21 protein-coding genes are annotated in these 21,355 nt (G+C 63.6%); 17 read left to right on the top strand and 4 right to left on the bottom strand.

What is annotated here, in order from left to right; translation table 11 throughout:
• Positions 1-216: 216 nt before the first annotated feature.
• From speB to AC3WVQ_RS14000, 11 genes are all read left to right on the top strand, one after another.
• Entirely contained in the window at positions 217-1,278 is a 1,062-nt protein-coding gene (gene speB, locus AC3WVQ_RS14050) for an agmatinase (RefSeq protein WP_034798870.1), read from the top strand.
• Between the two features lie 92 nt (positions 1,279-1,370).
• Entirely contained in the window at positions 1,371-2,165 is a 795-nt protein-coding gene (locus AC3WVQ_RS14045) for a transporter substrate-binding domain-containing protein (RefSeq protein WP_492382802.1), read from the top strand.
• A gap of 60 nt (positions 2,166-2,225) precedes the next feature.
• Positions 2,226-2,894: an amino acid ABC transporter permease gene (locus tag AC3WVQ_RS14040; protein WP_034798866.1), complete on the top strand. Its 669-nt coding sequence runs from the start codon at positions 2,226-2,228 to the stop codon at positions 2,892-2,894.
• Entirely contained in the window at positions 2,891-3,538 is a 648-nt protein-coding gene (locus AC3WVQ_RS14035; protein WP_034798864.1) for an amino acid ABC transporter permease, read from the top strand. Before AC3WVQ_RS14040 ends, AC3WVQ_RS14035 begins: the two co-directional genes overlap by 4 nt.
• A 73-nt stretch (positions 3,539-3,611) precedes the next feature.
• Positions 3,612-4,691 carry an ABC transporter substrate-binding protein gene (locus AC3WVQ_RS14030; protein WP_034798862.1) on the top strand — a complete coding sequence of 360 codons (1,080 nt, stop codon included), beginning with the start codon at positions 3,612-3,614 and terminating at the stop codon, positions 4,689-4,691.
• A 121-nt stretch (positions 4,692-4,812) separates the two neighbouring features.
• Complete coding sequence (locus tag AC3WVQ_RS14025; RefSeq protein WP_492382801.1) at positions 4,813-5,850, top strand: ABC transporter ATP-binding protein; 1,038 nt, start codon at positions 4,813-4,815, stop codon at positions 5,848-5,850.
• Positions 5,847-6,701 carry an ABC transporter permease gene (locus tag AC3WVQ_RS14020; protein ID WP_060605215.1) on the top strand — a complete coding sequence of 285 codons (855 nt, stop codon included), beginning with the start codon at positions 5,847-5,849 and terminating at the stop codon, positions 6,699-6,701. Before AC3WVQ_RS14025 ends, AC3WVQ_RS14020 begins: the two co-directional genes overlap by 4 nt.
• Positions 6,698-7,498, top strand: a complete 801-nt coding sequence (locus tag AC3WVQ_RS14015) for an ABC transporter permease (protein WP_034798857.1) — start codon at positions 6,698-6,700, stop codon at positions 7,496-7,498. The genes AC3WVQ_RS14020 and AC3WVQ_RS14015 overlap by 4 nt, the downstream gene beginning before the upstream one ends.
• Positions 7,495-8,274, top strand: coding sequence for a carbon-nitrogen hydrolase family protein (locus tag AC3WVQ_RS14010; protein WP_090298259.1), 780 nt, complete (start codon positions 7,495-7,497; stop codon positions 8,272-8,274). The genes AC3WVQ_RS14015 and AC3WVQ_RS14010 overlap by 4 nt, the downstream gene beginning before the upstream one ends.
• Positions 8,275-8,432: 158 nt before the next feature.
• Positions 8,433-9,386 carry a ring-cleaving dioxygenase gene (locus tag AC3WVQ_RS14005; RefSeq protein ID WP_060583000.1) on the top strand — a complete coding sequence of 318 codons (954 nt, stop codon included), beginning with the start codon at positions 8,433-8,435 and terminating at the stop codon, positions 9,384-9,386.
• A 182-nt stretch (positions 9,387-9,568) separates the two neighbouring features.
• A complete protein-coding gene (locus AC3WVQ_RS14000) occupies positions 9,569-10,132 on the top strand; it encodes an NADPH-dependent FMN reductase (protein ID WP_060520347.1) in 564 nt (187 codons plus the stop codon).
• A gap of 148 nt (positions 10,133-10,280) precedes the next feature.
• Here the strand turns inward: AC3WVQ_RS14000 and AC3WVQ_RS13995 are convergent, their stop codons facing one another.
• Complete coding sequence (locus tag AC3WVQ_RS13995) at positions 10,281-11,837, bottom strand: VOC family protein (RefSeq protein WP_060583001.1); 1,557 nt, start codon at positions 11,835-11,837, stop codon at positions 10,281-10,283.
• 92 nt (positions 11,838-11,929) lie between these two features.
• Complete coding sequence (locus AC3WVQ_RS13990; RefSeq protein WP_090298253.1) at positions 11,930-12,787, bottom strand: SDR family NAD(P)-dependent oxidoreductase; 858 nt, start codon at positions 12,785-12,787, stop codon at positions 11,930-11,932.
• Between the two features lie 189 nt (positions 12,788-12,976).
• On the opposite strand from AC3WVQ_RS13990, the gene AC3WVQ_RS13985 reads away from it, so the two are divergent.
• A complete protein-coding gene (locus AC3WVQ_RS13985; protein ID WP_034798848.1) occupies positions 12,977-13,732 on the top strand; it encodes a Crp/Fnr family transcriptional regulator in 756 nt (251 codons plus the stop codon).
• A 62-nt stretch (positions 13,733-13,794) separates the two neighbouring features.
• On the opposite strand, the gene AC3WVQ_RS13980 is transcribed toward AC3WVQ_RS13985, so the two are convergent.
• Positions 13,795-14,307: a Dps family protein gene (locus AC3WVQ_RS13980; protein ID WP_060583003.1), complete on the bottom strand. Its 513-nt coding sequence runs from the start codon at positions 14,305-14,307 to the stop codon at positions 13,795-13,797.
• A gap of 265 nt (positions 14,308-14,572) precedes the next feature.
• On the opposite strand from AC3WVQ_RS13980, the gene AC3WVQ_RS13975 reads away from it, so the two are divergent.
• A complete protein-coding gene (locus tag AC3WVQ_RS13975) occupies positions 14,573-14,959 on the top strand; it encodes a response regulator (protein WP_034798951.1) in 387 nt (128 codons plus the stop codon).
• A gap of 28 nt (positions 14,960-14,987) precedes the next feature.
• Here the strand turns inward: AC3WVQ_RS13975 and cysQ are convergent, their stop codons facing one another.
• On the bottom strand, positions 14,988-15,764 hold the full coding sequence (gene cysQ, locus AC3WVQ_RS13970; RefSeq protein WP_034798846.1) for a 3'(2'),5'-bisphosphate nucleotidase CysQ: 777 nt from the start codon (positions 15,762-15,764) through the stop codon (positions 14,988-14,990).
• 215 nt (positions 15,765-15,979) lie between these two features.
• Between cysQ and AC3WVQ_RS13965 the strand changes: the two genes are divergently transcribed.
• From AC3WVQ_RS13965 to AC3WVQ_RS13950, 4 genes are all read left to right on the top strand, one after another.
• Positions 15,980-17,230, top strand: a complete 1,251-nt coding sequence (locus AC3WVQ_RS13965) for a sarcosine oxidase subunit beta family protein (protein ID WP_034798844.1) — start codon at positions 15,980-15,982, stop codon at positions 17,228-17,230.
• Positions 17,231-17,304: 74 nt separating this feature from the next.
• Positions 17,305-17,583: a sarcosine oxidase subunit delta gene (locus AC3WVQ_RS13960; RefSeq protein WP_090298248.1), complete on the top strand. Its 279-nt coding sequence runs from the start codon at positions 17,305-17,307 to the stop codon at positions 17,581-17,583.
• Complete coding sequence (locus AC3WVQ_RS13955) at positions 17,580-20,537, top strand: sarcosine oxidase subunit alpha family protein (RefSeq protein WP_090298245.1); 2,958 nt, start codon at positions 17,580-17,582, stop codon at positions 20,535-20,537. Before AC3WVQ_RS13960 ends, AC3WVQ_RS13955 begins: the two co-directional genes overlap by 4 nt.
• A gap of 10 nt (positions 20,538-20,547) precedes the next feature.
• A complete protein-coding gene (locus AC3WVQ_RS13950) occupies positions 20,548-21,102 on the top strand; it encodes a sarcosine oxidase subunit gamma (protein ID WP_060605195.1) in 555 nt (184 codons plus the stop codon).
• Positions 21,103-21,355 lie beyond the last annotated feature (253 nt).

The following is a 21,355-nucleotide window of genomic DNA, read 5'->3' as shown; positions in this document are numbered from 1 at the left end:
GTTCCGGCGGTTGCTGTGATGTGAATTTTTCTCACACGAAACGCTATAACAATGTCAATTGATTTTCTAGGGGAATTGCCGCCTAATATTCATCAACAAAGGCGAAAACGCCTGGGGAACATGAACGCGCCGGACGAGCCGGCACCTTCCGCAGACAGATATCTGTGGCGCCTTCGCGCGCATGCCTCAGGCTATGGAAGACGGAGGATTGAATCGATGGCCTGGAACGACAACAAGCTTGCCGAACTGAAGGCAAAGTATGGCGAAAGCCATGGCGGCGAGCTGTTCGACCCGACCTTCCGCAAGGTCGCCGACAAGATCTTCAACAAGAGCGGCACACGTCTCGCGCCCTATTCCGGCATCCCGACCTTCCTGACGGCGCCGCACATGCCTGTCGACGCGGAGAACCCGGATTTCGGCAATCTGCAGGTGGCGATCGTCGGCATTCCCATGGATCTCGGCGTCACCAACCGTCCGGGCTCGCGCTTTGGACCGCGGGCGCTGCGCTCGATCGAGCGTATCGGCCCTTATAACCACGTGCTCGGCTGCACGCCGGTTCAGGAACTCCGCGTCGCGGATATCGGCGACGTGCCGTTCCAGAGCCGCTACCGGCTGGAACTCAGCCATGAGGACATCGAGAAGCGCATCAACCAGATCGTCGATGCCGGCGTGCTGCCGCTGTCGGTCGGCGGCGACCACTCGATCACCCACCCGATCCTGAAAGCGGTCGGCAAGAAGCGCCCGGTCGGTATGATCCACATCGACGCGCATTGCGACACCGGCGGCGCCTACGACCTCACCAAGTTCCACCATGGCGGTCCGTTCCGTAACGCGGTGCTCGACGGCGTGCTCGACCCGACCCGCGTCGTGCAGATCGGCATCCGCGGTTCGGCCGAATATCTTTGGGAGTTCTCCTACGAGTCCGGCATGACCGTCATCCATGCGGAGGAAGTGACCGGTCTCGGCATTCCCGCGATCATCGAGAAAGCGAAGAAGATCGTCGGCGACGGCCCGACCTATCTGTCCTTCGACATCGACAGCCTCGATCCATCCTTCGCGCCGGGTACCGGCACGCCGGAAGTCGGCGGTCTGACGACCCGCGAAGTGCTGGAATTGATCCGTGGCCTCAAGGGCATCAACCTCGTCGGCGGCGACGTCGTCGAAGTGGCGCCGCAATATGACTCGACCACCAACACGGCCCATGCGGGCGCGCAGGTGCTCTTCGAAATCCTGAGCCTCATGGTCTTCAGCCCGGCGATCACGGGCAAGTCCGCCTGAGACCTGACTAAGGGTTCGTCGGCTGCCGGACCGGAAACGGCGGCCGGCCACCAGACTGCACAATCTCAAAGCTTCCGGGTAGGGGAATTACCATGATGGTCCATGCAAAACTGAAGACAGCCTTCGCCGCCGCCCTGATGCTCGGGGCCGCCGCAGGCATCGCCAGGGCCGACGCGCTCGCCGATATCAAGTCCGCCGGCCAGATCAATGTCGGCATCTTCTCCGACTTCCCGCCGTTCTCCTCGGCCAGCGCCGACATGAGCATCAAGGGCTATGACGTCGATGTCGCCCAGCAGATCGCCGATGATCTCGGCGTCAAGCTCAACCTCGTCAGCGTCACAGGGCAGAACCGCATTCCCTATCTCAACGACAAGCGCGTCGACATCCTGATGAGCGTCGGCTTCTCCAAGGAGCGCGCCGAGGTGATCGATTTTGCCGCGGCTTACGCGCCTTACTACATCGCCGTCATCGGCCCGGCGGAACTGAAGGTTGCCGGCAAGGAAGACCTTGCCGAGAAGACCATCGCCGTCAATCGCGGCACGCTGGAAGACACCTCGCTTACCGAGGCGGCCCCGGCCAATGCCGACATCCAGCGCTTCGACAACTACAATGCTGTGATCCAGGCCTTCATCTCCGGTCAGACACAACTGATGGTCGTCGGCAACGACGTCGGCGCCCAGGTTCTGGCCCGCCAGGAAGCGTTGAAACCGGAGCAGAAGTTCCAGCTTCTGACCTCGCCGTCGCATATCGGCCTCAACAAGAGCGAGGAAGGCCTGAAGAAGGCGGTCAACGACTCCGTTGCCAAAATGCTCTCGGACGGCAAGTTGAACGCGAGCTCGGAGGCCTGGCTGAAGACGCCGCTCAACCCCGACAACCTCAAGGACTAACAAGCTCGGTGGCCGCGGGGGGCAATCCCCTCGCGGCCCGCTTGAGGAAAGGTTGCGACGATGGGCTACGGCCTCAGCTTCGGTTGGCTCAAGGACGCCGCGGGCGCAATCGCCCATGGCGCGGCCATGACCGTGTTCCTGATCGCCTGCACCACGGTGCTCGGCATCCTGATCAGCATTCTCTTCGCCGCCGCCCGTCGCAGCCGCTATGGCGTCTTGCGCAAGGCGGTGGCCGTCTACGTCGAAGTCGTCAGGAACACGCCGTTCCTGGTGCAGCTGTTCTTCATCTATTTCGGCCTGCCGAGCCTCGGCATCCGGCTCGACCCGATCGTCGCGGCTATCGTCGCCATGACGCTGAATATGGCGGCCTATACGACCGAGATCGTTGGTGCGGGTCTCGATGCTGTGCCGAAGGGGCAGAGCGAGGCGGCGTTTGCGCTCGGGCTTAAGCCCCGCCAGGTCTTCGTCAAGATCATCCTGCCGCAGGCGCTGAAGGTGATTTTCCCGGCGCTCACCAGCCAGGTGATCATCATGATGCTGGAATCGGCGGTCGTCTCGCAGATCGCGGTGCGGGAGTTGGCGCATGAGGCGGACCTGCTGCAGGCGCGCACTTTCCGCTCATTCGAGACCTATTTCGTCGTCACGCTGATCTATCTCGGCCTGTCGATGGCGCTTCGGCGGCTGTTCGTCGCCGGCGGGCGCCGCGTGCTTGGAGCGGGCGTGTCATGATCGAGTTCACCTTCTGGGACATCCTGCGCAACCTGATCTTCGCTACGCGGTGGACGATCCTGCTGTCGATCGTCGCTTTTGCCGGCGGCGCAGCAGTGGGGCTTGCCGTCCTTGCAGCGCGCATTTCCGAGCGCCGTTGGGCGCGGCGCTTCGGCTCCGGCTACATCGCGCTCTTCCAGGGAACACCGCTCCTGATGCAGCTGTTCCTGATGTTCTTCGGCCTGCCGATGCTCGGTTTCCGCATCGAGCCGTGGACGGCGGCAGCCCTCGGATTGACCTTCTATGCCAGTGCCTATCTCGCCGAGATCTGGCGTGGCGGGGTCGAGGCACTGCCGCGCGGGCAGTGGGATGCCGGCGCGAGCCTCGGGCTGCACCGGTTGCAGGAACTGCGGCTCGTCATCCTGCCGCAGGCCTTCGCCATCACCCGGCCGGCCGCCGTCGGCTTCCTCGTGCAGCTCATCAAGAGCACGGCGCTGACCTCGATCATCGGCTTCGAAGAGCTTCTCAGAACCGCGAATGCGATCAATAATGCAACCTTCGAACCTTTCACGGTCTATGGGCTGGTCGCGGTGATCTTCTTCGTGCTGTGTTATCCGCTGACACAATATTCGCGCATGCTGGAGCGCAAAACAGCCGCGCACTGAGACTGAAAATGTGCAAGAAATCAAACAGAACAGGGAACAAGGCGGATCACCGCCGAAACAAAGGAGAACGCGAATGATCACCACTTCCATCAAGCGCCGCACGCTGCTCGGCGCCGGCCTTGCCGGTGCCTCCATGCTGGCGATGCCGTCGATCCTGCGCGCGCAGGACAAGTCGCTGAAGGTCGGCGTCTATGGCGGCTACTTCAAGGATTCGTTCGACAAGAACATCTTCCCGGAATTCACCAAAGCGACCGGCATTGCCGTCGAGTCGATCGCGGAACCGACCGGTGAAGCCTGGCTCGTCCAGCTCGAACAGGCCGCCCGCGCCGGCCAGGCCCCAGCCGACGTTTCGATGATGTCGCAGGTCGCGATGCTGAAGGGCCAGTCGACCGATCTCTGGACGCCGCTCGATACCGCCAAGATCAAGAATGCCTCGAACCTGCTTGATCGCTTCGTCAACAAGTATCCGGACGGACGCATTGCCGGCATCGGCGCGGTTTCCTGGTACATCACGCTGGTGACCAACACCGACGTCTACAAGGAAGCGCCGACCTCCTGGACCGCCTTCTGGGATCCGGCGAACGCCGACAAGCTCGGCCTGCTCGCGCTCGTCTCCAACTCGTTCCTGCTCGAAGTGACGGCCAAGACGTTCTTCGGCGGCACCAATGCGCTCGACACCGAAGAAGGCCTTCTCAAGGCGTTCGACAAGCTTGCCGAAGTGAAGCCCAACGTTCGCCTGTGGTACCGCGACGAGGCGCAGTTCGAGCAGTCGCTGAAGTCGGGCGAAATCCCGATGGGCCAGTACTATCACGACGTCACCGGCCTTGCTGCTGCCGACGGTCACCCGGTCCGCTCCACCTTCCCGAAGGAAGGCGGCATTCAGGATTCCGGTTGCTGGGCACTGTCGCGTGCCTCGCAGAAGTCCGAGGAAGCCCATATCTTCATCGACTACATGTGCCAACCCTCGATCCAGGCGACGCTGTCGCGCAAGGTCGGAACGTCGCCGACCGTCAAGCGCGAGGTTACGGATCTGACCGACAAGGAATTCGCAGCCGTCTCGTCGGATATCGAGCCGATCATTCCGCGCTACGATCTCTACCAGACCAAGTCGGATTGGCTGAACCAGAAGTGGACCGAGCTGATCGTCGGCTGATCCGGCCTGCTCCCCGGCCTCCGGGGAGAGCCACAAGCATAACGACGGGGAGGGGCCTTGCAGCCGCTCCCCGCCTGAAACCCTCCCATGAGGCGGAGGGAACCATCCTCGCGGAGAAACAATGTCCGGACTTGCCCTTCAAAACGTCGTCAAGGAATTCGGAGCCTTTAGGGCCGTCAACAATGTCGATCTGACGGTGCCGCACGGCACCTTCGTCTGCATGCTCGGACCATCTGGCTGCGGCAAGACCACGCTGCTGCGCATGATCGCCGGGCTTGATCTGCCGACCGGCGGCGCGATCCGGCTCGACGGCGAGGACATCACCCGGGTTCCGACGCACAAGCGCAACCTCGGCATGGTGTTCCAGTCGTTGGCGCTGTTTCCGCACCTTACCGTCGGCGAAAACATCGCCTACCCCCTGCGCATCCGCGGTGCGGCAAAAGAAGACCAGAAGAAGCGCGTCGACGAGCTTCTGTCGATGATCCATCTTTCGGGCTATGCCGACCGGCCGGTCGCCAAGCTGTCCGGCGGCCAGCGCCAGCGCGTGGCGATCGCCCGCGCCCTGTCGATCTCGCCGAAACTGTTCCTGCTCGACGAACCGCTTTCGGCGCTCGACGCGAAGCTGCGCGAGGCGATGCAGGTGGAACTGCGCCAGCTGCAGCAGAAGCTGGGCATCACCACCATCGTCGTTACCCACGACCAGCGCGAAGCGATGACCATGGCCGACACCGTCGTCGTCATGAGCGGCGGCGAGATCCGCCAGGCTGCGTCGCCGATCGAAATCTATCGCCGCCCGGCCGACAGCTTTGTCGCCGACTTCATCGGCCAGACCAACCTGCTCGAGGTAAAGGCCGACAGGGCCGGCCGCGCGGAAGTGCTCGGTCATGTCGTCCCCGGCCTCGCCCTGCCTGCGGGCGCCAACAAGGGCACGCTGTCGGTCCGCCCGGAAGACGTGCACCTGACGGCGCCCGGCGCCGGGGCGCTCACCGGCAAGGTCACCTTCGTGCGCGATCTTGGCGGCACGATCGAAACCTTCGTCGATATCGCGGGACACCAGATTGTCGCCGTCTCGACGCCGCGCGCCCGGCCCGACGTTTCCGTCGGCCAGGAGGTCGGCATCGCGCTCACACCCGATGTCTGCGTGGTGCTGAAGAAATGAGACGCGAACCGCCCCAAACCTTTGGTGACTACCTGCCGCTCCTCTTTCCGGCGGCCATGCTGACGATCTTCTTCGTCGTGCCCTTCGGCACGATGATCGCCGTCAGCTTCTTCCAGCGCCAGCAGGGCGGCTTCTACACGCCGGCCTTCGTCTTCGACAATTACGCCCGCTTCCTCTCGGTCTTTTTCGGCGGTGTGCTCGGCTTTTCGCTGATGCTCGCCGTCATCGTGGCGATCTGCTGCGTCGTGCTCGCCTTGCCCTTCACCTACATGCTGACGCGCATGGCGCGGAAGGTACAGGTCGTGTGGCTGGTGGCGCTCCTGTCGATCCTGTCGCTCTCGGAAGTCATCATCGGCTTTGCCTGGTCGACGCTGTTTTCGCGCACCGCAGGGATCACCAACATCCTCGTTGCGCTCGGCATCATGGAGCAGGCCAAGGCCTTGACGCCGAGCTTCGGCGCGGTCTTGACCGGCATGGTCTATCAGGCCTTCCCCTATACGGTGCTCGTACTCTTCCCGGCGCTCGTGCGTCTCGATCCGACCCTGACGGAAGCCGCGCGCACGCTCGGCGCCTCGCCGCTCAAAGCCTTCTTCACCGTGGTCGTGCCGGCGCTGCGCAACACCATCACCGCCACCTTGATCATGGTCTTCATCTTCGCGCTCGGCTCCTATCTGTTGCCGCAGCTTCTCGGCCGGCCGCAGCACTGGACGCTGTCGGTGCTGATCACCGACCAGGCGATCTACCAGTCGAACATGCCGTTTGCCGCCGCCATGGCCGTGTTCCTCGTGCTGGTCACGCTCGGGCTCGTGGCGCTCACCGTGATTGCCGGACGCAAGGGAGAAGCGGCATGACCTCGATCTTCCGCAAGGCCTACTTCTTCCTGATCGGCCTGTTCCTGTCGCTGCCGCTGATCGTCGTTGCCGGCGTCTCGGTCAACCAGAAGCAGACGCTCGCCTTTCCGCCGCAGGGCTTTTCGCTCTCCTGGTATGGCGAGATCTTCCTCAATCCGGAATGGCGCAACGCGCTCTTTGCCTCGGTGACGCTGGCGGTGCTTTCGGCGGCGCTTGCGGTGGCGATCGCGCTGCCGCTCTCCTGGTTCCTGTGGCGGCGGATCGCGCCGTGGGCGAACATTTTTCAGCTTCTCGGTGTCGCGCCGTTCACGCTGCCGCCCGTCATCACCGCGCTCGGCATGCTCACCTTTTGGGCGACGGTCGGTTTCTACGGCCAGCCGTGGACGGCCGTCGTCAGCCACGCAATCTTCTTCGTGACGCTGCCGCTGGTGACGTTGTCGCTCGGTTTCACCTCGATCGACCGCTCGCTGGTCGAGGCCGCCTCGACCATGGGGGCGGATGAGCGCACGATCTTCCGCACCGTCGTGCTGCCGCTGATTCTGCCCTATATCGTGTCGGGCTACGCCTTCGCCTTCGTGCTGTCGCTCAACGAATACATCGTTGCCTACATGACGGTTGGCTTCACGGTGGAAACGCTGCCGATCAAGATCTTCAATGCGCTGCGCTACGGCTATACGCCGACCATGGCGTCGGTGACGGTACTCTTCGTCACGACCGCCGCGGTGATCTTCAGCCTCGTCGCCCGTTTCGGCGACCTGCCGAAGCTGCTTGGCGCCATGTCGTCGGATGGAAAATGATGAAACTCGCCGCCCTCCAGATGCAATCGGCGGCGGGTGACGTCGCCGCCAATCTTGACCGCATTGCCCGTGCCGCGGCGGAAGCTGCAGGACAAGGGGCGACGCTGCTTTTGACGCCCGAACTCGGCGTCACCGGCTATGGCGCCGGCGAGGCGTTGACAGCGCTCGCCGAGGCGCCGGATGGCGCGATCGTTCAGCGCCTCAAGGCGATTTCCGCTGAGACGGGCATTGCGCTCATCGCCGGCTTTGCCGAGCGCGACGGCGACGACGTCTATAACAGCGCCGTCTATGTCGATGGCGATGCCGCGCCGGTCGTCTACCGCAAGTCCCATCTCTACGGCGACTATGAGCGTTCGATCTTCCGCGCGCCGGAGCCGTCGACGCGGCTCTTCACACATCGTGGCGTCACCTGCGGCATGCTGATCTGCTACGACGTCGAGTTTCCGGAGAATGTGCGGCGGCTGGCGCTCGCCGGCGCCGAGGCCGTGCTGGTGCCGACGGCGCTGCCGGCGGGCTGGTCCGGCGATTTCATCGCCGAGCACATGATCCAGACGCGCGCCTTCGAGAACCAGGTGTTCGTCGCCTACATCAACCATTGTGGTTCGGACTCGCTGTTCTCCTTCGCCGGGCTGTCGCGCATTGCAGCACCCGACGGGCAGTTGCTCGCCAAGGCGGGGTCTGGGCAGGAAGCCGTGCTCCTCGTCGACATCGACCCCAAGGCCTACGCAATCTCCCGCCTTGAAAACACCTATCTCGGCGATCTCAATCGCCGCTGAGCGCGCCTCGATCGCCGTTGCGCCTCAGCGATGGCAGCGCGGACGGGCCGTTTGTTGTCACCTGAGGAGAACGTTCTGTTCTCTATTGGTCTACTGTCGGAAACGATGCGGCATCCCATATTGGGCTCAACAGCAATGCCAACGCATTGGAGGCAATCATGAGCTTGCAACTGACTGGGATCCATCACCTGACGGCGATCACCGCCAACGCACCGGAAAACCTGCGCTTCTACACCGAGACGCTCGGGCTGCGGCTGGTCAAGAAAACCGTCAACCAGGACGACACCACCGCCTATCACCTCTTCTATGCCGACGGGCGCGCCACGCCCGGCACGGACTTGACCTTCTTCGACTGGCCGGTCGGGCCGGAAGGGCGCGGCACGCACAGCATTTCGCGCACGGGTCTGAGGGTCGGCAGCGCCGAAACCGTTCGCTGGTGGAAGGACCGCTTCGACGAACTCAAGGTCACGAGTGGAGAGGTCACGGAGATCGATGGCCGCACCGCGCTTGATTTCGAGGATGGCGAAGGCCAACGTTTCCGGCTGGTCGACGACGGCGGGCTTGCGCCCTCACACCCCTGGGAAAAGAGCCCGGTGCCGGCCGAGCGCCAGATCAAGGGCCTCGGACCGATCACCATCAGCGTGCCTGACATCACGAACACCGAACTCGTCCTGACGCATGTGATGAACATGAGCAAGGCCCGCACCTATCCGTCGCCGGACGGCGAGGGGGAAGTCAACGTCTTCACCATGGGCGAGGGCGGTCCTGCGGCCGAACTGCACGTGGCCGTCCAACCGGGATTGCCGATCGCGCGTCAGGGCGCCGGTGCCGTGCACCACGTCGCCTTCCGGGCGCCTGATAATGCGGCGCTGACGGAGTGGACGGAACGGCTTAACGGCTTCCGTCTGCCGTCGAGCGGCGAGGTCGAGCGCTATTATTTCCGCTCGCTCTATTTCCGCGAGCCGAACGGCGTCCTCTTCGAGATCGCGACCGATGGTCCCGGTTTTGCCGTCGACGAGCCGATGGAAACGCTCGGTGAGAGCCTGTCTCTGCCGCCGTTCCTGGAGCCGAAGCGCGCGCAGATCGAGGCCCGGCTGAAGCCGCTCGTCTAACGGTCTGATCCCAACGAAAAGCCGGGGCTCGTCCCCGGCTTTTTTGTCTCTATCCCTCTGATCCCGTTGGACATCGGTTCCGCGCGGACCCATCATGACAGCTGTTGCGTTGCCTATGTCGATGGCATCCCGCCTCGCGCTTCGAGGCGCGCCCGCAAGGACTTGGAAAAGGACCAGACCTCATGACAAAAATCCTCGGCATTTCCGGGAGCCTGCGCAAGGCGTCGTTCAACACCGGCCTGATGCGGGCGGCCGCGGAAAACCCGCCTGGTGGCGTCGAATTCGACACCGCGACGCTGCACGGAATTCCGCTCTATGACGGCGATGTCGAAAAGGAGAGCGGCATTCCGGACGCCGTGACGGCGCTGAAGCAAAAGGTGATGGCTGCCGACGGCGTCATCCTGTTCACGCCGGAATACAACAACTCCATCCCCGGCGTGTTCAAGAACGCGATCGACTGGATGAGCCGGCCTTCCGCCGATATCGCCAAGGTGTTTCGCGGTCGGCCCTTTGCGCTTGCCGGCAGCTCGCCCGGCAATTTCGGCACCATTCTCAGCCAGAACGCCTGGCTGCCCGTCATGCGCACGCTCGGCGCCGAGCTCTGGTCCGGCAAGCGCCTGATGCTGCCCAAGGCGGATACGCTTTTCGATGAGGCGGGGACGCTGACGGACACGGACGCCCGCGACCGGCTCGCCGCCTTCGTCAAGGCATTTGCGGATTTTGCCGGCGCTGAGGGAGCGCGGTAGTCTGCCGACACAGTGAGGCGCTAAGGCTGCCCCGGACATCGCGGACAGGACTGGGTATGGATGCTCGGGCAAAGCCCAAGCATGAGGGTGAGGGAGCGAGCGCTGTTGGATTTCTCGAAAGCATTCGCCGAAACGACCTCAGAAACGCTTAGAGGCCCTTATCCTGCAGCCATTGCTGGATAGCCGCGATATCTGGCGCGCCGATCTCGTGGCCCATGTCGAGGTCGACCGCGGTCAGATCCGCGCGCGTGCGGACGAGCTCTTCCCTGAGGCGTGGAGCGAAGTCGCCGTAGCTGTCGTGCTTGCCGGTCAGGAGCAGCACCTTCGTACCCGAGAGATCCGGCGGCGGCACGTCGTCGAGGACGAGCATTGAGCGCATCAGTACGACATTGCGCACGAGCCCCGGATACAACAGCATCAGGGCCACCAGAAGATTGGCGCCGTTGGAGTAGCCGATGAAAACCGTCTTCTCCAGATCGATGCGGTAGCCGTCGCGGGCACCCTCGACGAAGGCAGCAAAGGCCTCGGCTTCCGACCGCACGTCCTTCTGGTCGAAGGTCGTCGGCGAATAGCGCCGGAACCAGCGCGGCGTTCCCTCCTCGTTCGACCGGCCGCGAATGCCGACAAGCGTCGCCTGCCTGTCGACCTGATGGGCGAGGTGGAGAAGCTGCGTTTCGTTGGCGCCGCTGCCGTGCAAGAGCATGAAGGTGCGGTCATCCAGCACGCCAGGGTGATAGAAGCGGTGCACGAAGGGCAGGTCGCGCTCGGTCAGCCGCGGTTCTCCCGGCAGGGCGAACTGCGGCATGGCCAGCAGCATTTCTTCGCGCGCGGCGCTGAAATGCGCCGGCACGAAGAGTTCGGTGCCGAGTGTTTCCTTCGGTTCGTCGACGGTGAAGCCGGGCACGTCGCTGGCCAGTTCGTAGAGCGACCCACCGGGTTCGCGGACGTAGAGCGAATAGAAGTATTTGCGGTCATGCGCATTGATCGCGCCCGCGCCATCCCGTTGCAGGTCCTCGTGCACCCGTTCCACGGCGGCTCGGTCGGGCGCGCGGAAGGCGATGTGATCGATCGTTCCGGTTCCGGGGGCAGACGTCCAGAAGCCGCTTGCATTGCGCACGTCGATGGTGTCGCCGGAGGCGGAGGTGAGCCGCCGGATCGCGTCGGTTGCGCCGGTTTCCGTATAACCGAAATGGGACGTCAGGAAGCGAACGGAATCCTCCGGCTTTTCCGTGAGGATCGTGGCGCCACGCAGGCGGCGGATGGCGTCTTCCGCCGGGATATCGCGCGGGCTCCAGGGGGCCGCACCCGAAACCAACTCGGTGCCGACGAGCTTGACGATGACACCGTCCGGATCCTTGAGCCGCAGCACCGGCTCACCGAACTCCTGCGCTGGCCCTGACGTGGCGATGTTGAACTGCAGCGCGCGGGTCAGCCAGAAGCCGATACTCTCCGGCCGGATGGCAAACGCGATTTCGCTCGGCTGGCCATGGCCCACGCGGCCGCGGCCGCCGTCTTCCCACATCAGGAAGGTCACGAGCGAACCCGGCGAACCCTCGGCGTCGCCGTAAAAAAGGTGCAGCTGGTTGGCGTCCTCATAGCCGCCCGTCCGCTTGACGAGGCGCAAGCCAAGAAAGCCGACATAGAAGTCGACGTTTGCCTGGACCTTCCGGGCAATCAGGGTGATGTGATGGATGCCGCTCGTCATTCTTAGTCCCTCATTATCGTCGTCCCACAAAACACGATGTGTCCCGCCAGCACCAGAAGGGTCGCCGAGAACGCAGTGTCAACGTAGGAGGATCAATCGCCATCCTTGTCGAGGAATGCCTTGAAGGCATCCGCATATTTCGGATGCCAGCGCGACAGCGGCGGCCGGTTCGCGACGATGTCGCCGGCGGCCCACAGGATACGCCGTTCGTCGGTCGCGCGTGGCACGTCGTTATCAGGGCAGAGGATGTAGAAATCCCCGCGCGCCAGGCTCTCCATCATGAAGTCTACCGTCTGTTCCGACGTCCAGGCGCCGGCGGGCTTTTCCGTGCGGCCGCCAGCCGTCAGCCCGGTGTAGACGAAACCGGGGATCAGCAGGTGCGCGTGGACCTGGCTTCCGGCGGTGTTGCGCAGCTCGTGCTCCAGCGCCTCGGTAAAGACCTTCACGGCCGCCTTGGAGACGTTGTAGGCCGGGTCGCCGGGCGGCGTGGTGATGCCCTGTTTCGAGCCGGTGTTGATGATGACGGCCGGTTTGCCGTGGGCGATCATCCGGGATGCAAAGACGCGCGAACCGTTGATGACGCCCCAGAGATTGACCCCGAGCGTCGCCTCCCAGGCGGCCAAGGGGCCGAGGATCGCGCTACCGGGCTGAATGCCGGCATTGTTCATGAGCACATGCACGTCGCCGAGCCGCTGATGCACCTCCCGCTCGAGCGCTTCCAGCGTGTCGAGCCGCGAGACGTCTGTCGCGATGGCCGTGACGTGCCGCGCCCCGCCGGGCGAGGCGGCTGCGACTTCGGCGGCCGCCTTCTCCAGCTTGTCGCCCGCGAGGTCGGTGAGCACGACGTACATGCCGAGCGTCGCGAAGTGTCTGGCGGCCGCAATGCCGATGCCGGAAGCAGCACCGGTAACGACAGCGACATTGCCGGGGGCGAAGGCAGGGTGGGACATGGTGAAGCTCCTGTGGCGGGGTCGAGTGCAAGAGATAGGGCGCGAAGGGCTGGCTGTCCATGATCATGGCAACGATGGCGCTTCGGAAAACCAAGTGTTTTCAGGGTTGTATCTTGTCACCTGCGATGCCGGCGCTACTTGCAGTTTTGGACGCAAATGCCTGAACGAACGCATGCGGTGGATGGAACGATGAACGAAATGACAGCCCGCAACGAAAAGCGCACCCCTTGCGAAAGCTGTCCCTTGCGCAAGCTCGATCATTTTCGTGCCTTTACCGGCGAAGAACTTGCCTTCGTTTCGCAGTTCAAGACTGGCGAACTGGCGGTCGATGGTGGCGCGACCATACTCGTCGAAGGCGCGCACAGTGCGCACCTTTTCACCGTGCTTTCCGGCTGGGGCTTCCGCTACAAAATGCTCGATGACGGCCGCCGCCAGATCCTCAACTATGTGATGCCCGGCGATCTGATCGGACTGCAGGGCAGCCTGATGGGGGAGATGCAGCATTCGATCGAAGCGCTGTCGCCCGTCACTCTGTGCGTCTTCGAGCGCGGCAAGCTCAACCGCCTGTTCGAGAACTACCCTGAGCTTGCCTATGATCTCACCTGGATCGCTGCACGCGAGGAGCGCATTCTGGATGAAAACCTCTTGAGCATCGGCCGCCGATCCGCGCTGGAGCGGGCGGCCTATCTCATCGCCTTCCTCTATCAGCGGGCGGAGGTACTCGACCTCTTCAGCAACAGCCGCGTCGCCATTCCGATCAGCCAGCAGCATGTGGCCGACACGCTGGGTCTTTCGATCGTTCACACCAACAAGACTTTGAAGAAACTTGCCGAACGGGGCCTGATCCGCTGGGCGGAGAAGGGCTGCAATGTCCGCGACATCGACGGCCTGCTCGCGGTTTCAGGCTGGGAAGGGCTCCGCGAACCCAAGCGGCCGTTCATCTGACGTGCCCAGTCGAAGCCGATCGATGCGGCGCCAGGGCCGCATCGATGTCAAGGTGGGGGAGATCAGGCGGCAACGATCGCCCGCAGCATCCACAGAGCCTTTTCATGGAAGTTGAGGCGATCGGTCAGCATGTCCGTCGTGACCAGGTCGCCGTTTTCATCGGCCTTGGTGCCGGCCTCGCGTATGCGCCGCGCCGCCGCTTCGTGATCGGTGATCAGGTCTGCCACCATCTCGGCCGCCGTCGTGTGGTTGACCGAGGCGGCGCTGGGGGCGAAGGTTTTTGCTTCGGCGAGCTTCGCCGGCGCCAGGTGGCCAAGGGCGCGAATGCGCTCGGCAATGATGTCGGTTGCCTTGAACAGCGCGTTGTAGTGCTCTTCGGTCAGTTCGTGCAGCGGCTTGAACAGGGGCCCGACCACGTTCCAGTGGTAGATGTGGCTCTTGATCACCAGCTTGTAGGTATCGGCAAGGATATCGGAAAGCGCGGTTGCCATCTGCTGGCGATAGGCCTTCGTCAGGCCGATGTCGAATTCTTCGTCCCTGACCTTGGGCTTCAGCACGGCGGCAGTCTGTTTCATTCTTCTGCTCCAGTTCTGTCTTGGAATGTCGAGCGGAGGCGGCCGAGGCCACGCCGCATGAACTGAACGCCGCGACGAAAGGGTTGTTCCCGATCCCGTCATGACGCTCACATGTCTTTTTTAAATGCCAGGTCAGGCCATTGGAGCCTAAGCTCAGTCGTTGCCGTTGCCTCAGTGGAGGTTCCGGGACTCTGGACGGCATTCCGCCTGGAAATGCGCCTGCAGCGACGATGACTGCCGTCGCTGTGCGTGAAAAATGGAGTGCATTGACATGGCCGAGCTTTCACCGTCCGTCCGGACGGTCCTCGTTCTCGAGGACAACTTCATCATCGCCATGGACGTCGAGGAAATCCTCGCTTCTCTCGGAATATTGCAGGTTACGATCGCCGGAAATGCGAACCAGGCATTGGAGCTGCTGGCGCTCCAGGCCTTCGATTTTGCGATCCTCGACGTCAATCTCGGCGATCACACGAGTTTCGTGGTTGCCGATGCCATGCTTGCCCGCGGAATGCCGTTCGGCTTCACCAGCGGCTACGGCGATGCCGAGCACTTCCCGACCTATCTCAGGCACGTTCCGCGGATCGACAAACCCTTTAACGAGAAATCGATCGGCCAGCTGATCGCCGCTGGGATCCAGACGAGAGAGGCTTAGGAACCGGCTCAGCCCTTGCGCGACCTGCTCAGGGCTTGCCGCGCGATACGAACCAGGGATTGGCGAAGTCGCTGTCGTCCTTCTGGTTGCGCTTGCCGTAGGTAAGCGGCGTGCCATCCATCGTCAGCGTTTCGCCACCGGCGGCCCTCAGGATCGCGTCGCCAGCGGCGGTGTCCCATTCCATCGTCCGGCTGAAGCGGGGATAGACGTCGGCCACGCCTTCGGCGAGCAGGCAGAATTTCAAGGACGAGCCGACCGTCCGGTAATCGGCGATGCCGTGTTTTTCGAGGTAGTCGATCGTCTCGGCGCTGTTGTGCCAGCGGCTGGCGAGCCCCACCATGCGATCCCCGCAGCTGCGGCAGCCGATGATCGTTTCTTCGGTCAGGCGAAAGCTGCCATCAATAACCGACTTTACCGCCTTGCCATGGTGTGCCGCATAGAGGATTCCAAGCGCCGGGGCGTAGACGACGCCCGCGACGGGCGCGCCGTTTTCGATCAGCGCGATGTTGACGGTGAAGTCGTCGTTGCGGCTGATGAATTCCTTGGTGCCGTCGAGCGGATCGACAAGGAAAAACGACTTGCCGGAAATCTCCGGCACGAAGCCGGCGGACACCGCTTCCTCGGCGACCACGGGGATGTCCGGAAAGGCGGAGGCGAGGTCTGCCAGGATGATGCGTTCGGCCGTCGTGTCGGCATCGGTGACCGGCGAGCAGTCAGGCTTGTGCGTGACCTCCGGCCCGGCATTGTAGATGTCGAGAATGGCCCGACCCGCCGTTATTGCCGATTGTTGCAGTATCTCCAGCATTCGCCCTGTCTTTCGGTCCGTCATCAGGCCCATAGCATATTGAGAGGAAGATTATAGCCATGCTTTTGACATGGCAGGCGGCTCTTTACGCGTGGTCGCAACTGATCTGCGGGGCGGAGCATCTCAAGCTTTTTTGCAATTGCGAGAGGCTTTGCGTCTTTGCTTCCGCGTTCCGGCTGTGCAAATGTGCCGGCGCAACTGAACTGGATGCCTTCATGCGTTATTCCGCCTTCTCGCTTGTCAGGAACGCCCTTTCCGGAAACCTGAACTGGAAACCGCATTGGCGCCAGCCACAGCCGAAATCCCACTATGACGTGATCATCGTCGGCGGCGGCGGCCATGGGCTCTCGACCGCCTATTATCTCGCCAAGGAATTCGGCGTGAAGAACGTCGCGGTCCTGGAAAAGGGCTATCTCGGCTCGGGTAATGTCGGTCGCAACACGACGATCGTGCGCTCCAACTACATGCTGCCCGGCAACGAACCCTTCTACGAGTTCTCGATGAAGCTCTGGGAGGGGCTGGAGCAGGATCTCAACTACAATGTAATGCTGTCGCAGCGCGGCGTCATCATGCTCTACCACAGCGACGGCCAGCGCGATGCCTATGTGCGCCGCGGCAATGCCATGTGGATGGAAGGCGTGGCAGCGGAGCTCATCGAGCGTGAGCAGTTGAAGAAGATGATCCCCTTCCTCAACTACGATCACGCCCGCTATCCGATCCTCGGTGGCCTGCTGCAGCGCCGCGCCGGTACCGCGCGGCATGATGCGGTCGCTTGGGGCTATGCCCGCGGCGCCGACCAGCATGGTGTCGACATCATCGAGCATTGCGAAGTGACCGGCATTCGCCGCGAAAACGGTGTCGTCACCGGCGTCGAAACGACCAAGGGGTTCATCGGCTGCGGCAAGCTGGCGCTGGCGGCGGCCGGCAACACCTCGCGCGTCGGCGAAATGGCGGATCTGAAGCTGCCGCTGGAAAGCCATGTGCTGCAGGCCTTCGTGACCGAGGGGCTGAAGCCCTGCATCGATCACGTGATCGTCTATGGTGGCGGCCACTTCTACATCTCGCAATCGGACAAGGGCGGCCTCGTCTTCGGCGCCGAGATCGACGGCTATTCGTCCTATGCCCAGCGCGGCAATCTGGCGACCGCCGAGCACGTGATGGAGGAGGGGGTGACGATGATCCCCGGCCTGTCGCGCGTTCGGGTGCTGCGCGCCTGGGGGGGCGTCATGGACATGAGCATGGACGGCTCGCCGATCATCGACCGCACCTCGATCGACAATCTCTACTTGAACTGCGGCTGGTGCTACGGCGGTTTCAAGGCGACGCCGGCCTCCGGCTACTGCTTCGCCCACCTGATCGCCAAGAACGACACCCATCCGGTGGCGCGCGCCTTGAGGCTCGATCGCTTCGCCCGCGGCTATGCCGTCGACGAGGCCGGCGCCGGCCCGCAGCCCAACCTTCACTGACAGGACACGGCCGGCCCGCCGGCTCGTATGGAATGAACAGGAAGCCGGAGTGCGGCTTCAGGACACGGAAGACGATGGCAAGCCTGATTACCTGCCCGCATTGCGGGGTCCGACCGAAGGAAGAATTCGCGATCCGCGGCGACGCCTCGCGCGGCCGTCCCGAGCCCATGGATTCGGACGAGGCCTGGCATGATTACGTCTATGTGCGCGCCAACCCGCGTGGGCGCACGTTGGAGCATTGGCATCACATCGCCGGCTGTCGCCGCTTCCTGGTGGTCGAGCGCGACACGGCCACCCACGAGGTCTATTCCGTCGTCGATGCGGCCGAGTTTGCGCGGAGGGCTGCGCGATGACCGGCTATCGTCTTTCCTCCGGCGGCCTCGTCGATCGCAGCAAAACGTTGAGCTTCACCTTCGACGGCCGGCCGCTGCGCGGATTTTCCGGCGATACGCTCGCCTCCGCACTTCTTGCCAATGACCAGCTGCTCGTCGGCCGCAGCTTCAAATACCACCGGCCGCGCGGCATCGTCAGCGCCGGGCCCTCCGAGCCCAACGCGCTCGTCACCCTCGGCTCTGGTGCCCGCACCGATGCCAACACCAAGGCGACCGTCGCCGAACTCTATGGCGGGCTGACTGCCAAAAGCCAGAACCGCTGGCCGTCTCTCGGCTTCGATGTCGGGGCGGTCAACGGCGTCCTTTCGCCGTTCCTCGGCGCCGGCTTCTACTACAAGACCTTCATGTGGCCGAAGCAGTTCTGGGAGCGCGTCTACGAACCCTTCATCCGCCGCGCCGCCGGCCTCGGCCGGGCGGTGCTGGAGCGCGACCCCGAGAGCTACGAGAAGTCCTGGGCGTTCTGCGACCTGCTCGTCGTCGGTGCCGGTCCCGCCGGCCTGATGGCAGCACTGACGGCCGGCCGCGCCGGCCTTCGGGTCATCGTCGCCGACGAGGATTTCCGGCTCGGCGGCTCCCTGCTTGCGACCGGCGAGACCGTCGACGGCGCGCCGGCATCGGTCTTTGCCGACCGCACCGTCGCCGAACTGCAAGCGCTGCCCAATGTCACGCTGCTTTCGCGCACCACGGTCTTCGGCTGGTATGACGACAACGTCTTCGGCGCGGTTGAACGCGTGCAGAAACACGTCGCTGAACCGTCTTCGAAGCTCGTGAGCGAGCGTGTCTGGCGCATCGTTGCCAAGCGCGCGCTGATGGCAACCGGTGCCGAGGAACGCCCGCTGGTGTTCGGCGGCAATGATAGGCCCGGCGTGATGATGGCGGGCGCCATGACCACCTATGCCGAGCGCTATGGTGTGGCCGCCGGCAAGCAGGTCACGATCTCTACCAGCGGCAGCGCCGGGTACCGCACAGCGCGGGCCCTTGCGTCCAAGGGCGTCGCCATCGCGGCGATCGTCGACGCCCGCGCTGAGGCGACCGATCAGGCGCCCGAGGGTGTCAGGGTGATCCGCTCGGCCTCGATCGTCGACACGAAGGGCAGGCAGCGCCTCAAGGGCATCGTCGTCGAACGCTCCGGCTTCGAGGAACTGATCGCCTGCGATGCGCTGGGGATGTCCGGTGGCTGGAGCCCTGTCGTGCATCTTGCCTGCCAGCGCGGCGCAAGACCGGGCTGGTCGGAGGAATTGAAGGCCTTCGTCGCACCTGATGTCGGTGGCGGCCTGCGTCCCGTGGGCGCTGCAAACGGTGTCTACACGCTCTCGGGCTGCCTGTCCGATGGTGCGGAGAAGGCCGCAGCGATTGCGGCCGACCTCGGTTTCAGCGCCAGCTCGGCCGCAGCACCGGTCGTCGATGGCGAAGAGGCCACGTCCTTTTCAGCGCTCTGGTATGTACCGGGCGCCAAATCGAAGGCCTTTGTCGACTTCCAGAACGACGTGCATGCGAAGGATCTCGGCCTGGCGCTGCGCGAAGGTTTCGGCCATGTCGAGCACGCCAAGCGCTACACGACCAGCGGCATGGCGACCGATCAGGGCAAGCTTTCCAACATCAATGCCGTCGGCATTCTTGCCGGCATGCGCGGCGTCAGCCCGGCAGAGGTCGGCACCACCACCTTCAGGCCGTTCTACACCCCGGTCTCCTTCGGTGCACTTGCCGGCACGGCGCGCGATGAGCATGCAGCACCGGCGCGCAAGTCGCCGCTGCATGGCTGGGCGATGAAAAATGGCGCGACCTTCGTCGAGGCCGGGCTCTGGCATCGTTCCGCCTGGTTCCCGCGCGCCGGCGAAAAGACCTGGCGCGACAGCGTCGATCGCGAAGTCTTGAACGTGCGGGCCAATGTCGGCCTCTGTGACGTCTCGACCCTCGGCAAGATCGAGGTCTTCGGCCCCGACGCTGCGGAGTTCCTCAACCGTCTCTATTGCAACCCGGTCCTGAAGCTGCCGATCGGCAAGGCGCGTTACGGTCTGATGCTGCGCGAAGACGGTTTCGTCTTCGACGACGGTACGGTCAGCCGCTTCGACGAGGAACATTTCTTCGTCACCACGACGACGGCGATGGCCGGTCCCGTCATGGCGCACCTGGAATATTGCGCCCAGACGCTCTGGCCTGAACTCGAAGTCCGCTTCACCTCGTCGACCGACCAATGGGCGCAGATGGCGATCGCTGGTCCGAAAGCGCGCGCGGTGCTGCAGCAGATCGTCGATGGCGATATTTCCGATGGCGCGTTTCCGTTCCTGTCCGCCCGCAAGATCGTCCTGAAAAGCGGCGTGTCGGCGCGGCTCTTCCGCATTTCCTTCTCCGGGGAGCTGGCTTTCGAACTGGCGGTGCCGGCAGGTTATGGCGAGGCGGTGGCCGACCAGATCATGGAGGCCGGCCGGCCGCATGAAATCTGTGCCTATGGCGTCGAAGCCTTGAACGTGCTGCGGCTGGAGAAGGGTCTGCTGACGCATGCGGAATTCGACGGTCGCGTGACGCCAGACGATGCCGGGCTCGGCCGAATGCTCTCGATGCAGAAGACCGACTTCATCGGCAAGCGCCTGTCGACGCGCTACGGCCTGACGGCGGCGGATCGCATGCAGCTTGTTGGTCTGAAGCCCGTCGATGCCGACAAGGACATGCGGGCCGGAGCGCATCTTCTGAAGGAGGGGACCAAGCCCTCGACGCTGAACGATCAGGGTTGGGTCAGCTCGGCCGGTTTCTCGCCGGTCCTGGGCCACGCCATCGCGCTTGCCTTCCTGAAATCCGGGCGCGAACGCTATGGCGAGAAGGTCGTGGTGTTCGACAAGCTGCGCGATCAGGAGATCGTCGCCGAGGTCTGCGACCCGGTCTTGGTCGATCCGCAAAATGCAAAGCTGAAGGCCTGAGGAGGCGGTGATGGTTCGCGACTACAACAACCGCCACGCACTGGAGCAGAAACTGCGATCGGCACCCATGTCGCCGGCGGCCGACCACCTGATGGTCGGGCATTGGCGCACGATGGCGACGGTTCTTGCGCGCGCCGGCCGGGAGGAGACCGTGCGTGAGGCGATCGCCGCACAGTCCGACTTGTCCATGCGGTTTTCGGCACCGGGGGAATGGATTGTCGTCTCCGAGGTGGAAGCGCCGAGCGGGCTCGTGCGTTGGCTCGAAGAGCTTTGCGACGGCGGTGCCTATGTTGTCGACCAAAGCGATGGGCGCGTCGTCTTCCGGATCGCCGGCCCGAACGTGCGCAGCATCCTCGCCAAGGGCATCGGCCTTGATCTTCATCCCTCAGCCTTCACGGTTGGCGGCAGCACCAATGCGCTGTGCGGTCACATCCCGGTCAATCTCGCCCGGACGGACGAGGACACGTTCGAGCTGATCGTGCCGCGGAGCTATGCGGAATCGCTCTTCGACGACCTGATGAAGATGGGGCGGGCCTTCGATCTCACCGCCGCCTTCTCGGATTGAAACGGCCCCTTCAAGAGGTCGAAATCAAATGCGGCATGAAATGCCGCAAACAGGTCGCCCATCCGCCAGCAAACGGCGGAAATGGACAAGCGTCCTTCGCAGCCGTGTCTTTATCGGCGCCGTCTTTCTGACTAGGCTTTCATCATTCGCCGCTTGCACTTCTGTCTCTGAAGCAAGTGGTGGCCGTGCCTGAGTTTCTTCCTGACAATTTGGCCATGCCTCCGACAGGAGCATGGGGAGACGGAGTGTACGC

The organism is Ensifer sp. EB106-05-01-XG146 (assembly GCF_058791875.1).
Note: the sequence above shows the minus strand (reverse complement) of the source record. Positions and strands in the feature narration are given on the sequence as shown.